The sequence below is a fragment of the bacterium genome, assembly GCA_024226335.1.
In the GTDB taxonomy this organism is placed as follows: Bacteria; Myxococcota_A; UBA9160; order SZUA-336; family SZUA-336; genus JAAELY01.
The window spans coordinates 1-2,033 of the sequence record JAAELY010000463.1 but is presented as its reverse complement, the minus strand read 5'-3'; the positions used below and the strand labels follow the sequence as shown (position 1 = coordinate 2,033).

General features: G+C 63.8%; 2 protein-coding genes. Both read left to right on the top strand.

Annotated features, from left to right (window positions below):
* Positions 1–254 precede the first annotated feature (254 nt).
* Positions 255–1,178, top strand: coding sequence for a DUF4338 domain-containing protein (locus GY725_22205; GenBank protein MCP4006902.1), 924 nt, complete (start codon positions 255–257; stop codon positions 1,176–1,178).
* On the top strand, positions 1,171–2,033 hold an 863-nt coding region (locus tag GY725_22200; protein MCP4006901.1), incomplete at its 3' end, for a transposase family protein. The genes GY725_22205 and GY725_22200, both read left to right, overlap by 8 nt.

Here is a 2,033-nt window from a genome sequence, read left to right as displayed (position 1 = left end):
CGTCGCTCCCGACGGCAGTTACCCGTCCGGGCTCAGGAAGGAGATGAACAGGTCGTACTCCCGCTCCGGGTCGGCAGGACGATTGGAGACGAACAGCAGGCAGGGGCAGCGCTGACGCACAAGACGCTGGCCCCGCACCCAGTCTGAGCTCCGGGCAATCAGCGAGAAAGTTTTTCGCACAAAGGGGGTAGACAGGATTTGCGCTCTGTGGCAGAGTGGGGTTGGATGGTTCTCCCCCGAGGAGTCCGGAGTCGATGCCCGAAGCCCCTCATCGCTTGGTCGCGCTAGCGCAAAGCGGCCGGATCTTTAAGCCGGAAGAGCTGGAGCAGATCTGCTGGACCGTGGAGATCTTCCCTGGTTTGTCGCGCACGGAGCTTGCACAGACGCTGTGTGAGCATCTGAAGTGGCACACGGCAACGGGCCAGGCGAAGCTGGATGCTTGCCAGAAGCTGTTGGAGAAGCTGGAGAAGCAGGGCCGAGTCCAGCTGCCGGCGAAGCGGGCGTACCGGACGTCGCCGAGAAGCGAAGTCCGCCGGGTCTTCAGCTGCGAGACGGAGCCTGAGGCTCCCTTGGAGGCTCGGCTCGGGGAGTTGGGCAAGGTGAGCTTGGAGGTGGTGCACGGCCGTGCGCGGACGCGTCTGTGGAACGAGTACGTGGATCGCTACCACTACTTGGGTTTTCGCCGTCCGTTTGGCTGCACGGCGCGCTACTTCGTGAGGTCTGAGCAGGGTCTTGTGGGCTGCGTACTGTTGGCCGGTGCGGCACACTCTGTGGCCTGTCGAGATCGCTGGATCGGTTGGGGTGTGGGCCAGCGTCTGCGCCAGCTGCCGTATGTGGTCAACAACACGCGTTTTCTGATCTTCCCGTGGATTCGGGTCCCGCACCTGGCGAGCCACGTGCTGGGCAAAGTGGCGCGTCGGGTGCGTAGCGACTGGCAGCACCTGTGGGGCTACCAGCCGGTTCTGCTGGAGACCTTCGTCGATCCGCAGCGTTACCGCGGCACCTGCTACCGAGCGGCGGGTTGGGTCGAACTGGGGCTGAGCAGCGGCGAAGGCCGAAGGCGCCCAGGCCGGCGCTACACCAGCACGCCGAAGCGTGTCTTGGCTCGGCCTCTGGTGCGGGACTTCCGTGCCCAGCTGTGTGAGCAGCATAGGGCACCAAGGCAAGACGATGGGTAAGCCCTCACGACGGCCAGCACGGGAAGCGCGCAAGGCGCGCACCGAGGCTCAGAAGAAACTGCGCGAGCAGCAGCGGGCCGCGGGCCTCAACGCCCGGCCGACGGCCACGCTCGCCAACTGCAAGAGCCCGTTGCGCACCCCGGAAGAAGAGCAGCAGGCGCGCCAGGAAGCCACAGGGAGTTACTTCCAGATCCTACGCTTGCAGCTGCCGTTGCTTCTGCGCCGCCTGTCGCGTATTCCCGATCCTCGAGTGCCGAAGAAGACTCGCCACAAGCTGACGATGGTGTTGCTCTACGGCATGCTGAGCTTCGTCTTTCAGATGGCCTCGCGGCGCGAAGCCAACCGCAAAATGACGATGCCGACGTTCCAGGCCAACCTGAGGCTTCTGATCCCTGATCTCGAAGAGATCCCCCACCACGATACGCTCTACCGCCTGCTCAGGCGCATAGAGCCCGACGAGTTCGAGTCCGCCCATCTGGAGCTGGTCGAGCGCTTGATCCGTAAGAAGACATTCCGCCGCTACCTGATCGGTGGGCACTATCCGATCGCCATCGACGGCACCCAGAAGTGGATGCGCGAGTGGGCTTTCAGCGACCAGGCGCTGGAGCGCAGCGTGGGTACGGGGGAGAAGAAGAAGGCGCAGTACTACGTCTATGTTCTGGAGTCCTGCCTGGCATTCGCCAACGGCATGGTGATTCCGCTGATGAGCGAGTTCCTGGTCCATAGCCAGGGCGATGACTCCACCGACACGCAGGACTGCGAGCAGAAAGCCTTCGAGCGTTTGACTGCGCGGCTCAAGCAGCGTTTCCCGCGGTTGCGGATCCTCCTGCTGCTCGATGGGCTGTATCCGAATGG